The sequence below is a fragment of the Cobetia sp. SIMBA_158 genome (genome assembly GCF_046566945.1).
Classification (GTDB): Bacteria; Pseudomonadota; Gammaproteobacteria; order Pseudomonadales; family Halomonadaceae; genus Cobetia; species Cobetia amphilecti.
Map to the genome: position 1 here is coordinate 1 of NZ_JAWJYL010000643.1, position 258 is coordinate 258.

The 258-nt window shown below is 41.1% G+C and carries 1 protein-coding gene; it reads right to left on the bottom strand.

The features are described from left to right. Nucleotides 1–74 precede the first annotated feature (74 nt). Nucleotides 75–258, bottom strand: a 184-nt coding sequence (locus tag R2R70_RS21400; protein ID WP_410979109.1) for a hypothetical protein, incomplete at its 5' end; no start/stop codon positions are given.

Below are 258 nucleotides of genomic sequence, written 5' to 3' on the forward strand. Positions count from 1 at the left end.
ACAGCTCCACTTGTCTCCTGCTCATCTGACTGGACCTCGCTTTTAATTTTTTCGATCTCTTCGATCTTGGCTTGTTACGTGGGATTATTGGTAATTGGAGCAATGGACGCTTCTGCTTGCTCCAAATCTTCTTTCAGTTTTTCAACGGCTGCTCTCGTAAACTTCTCTTTCATGATCAAAAGCTGAATCTTCTCATCAACCTCATATAACTCAGTCTGCTTATTGTCATATTCAATTCCTAAGTGTTTCCCCTTATCG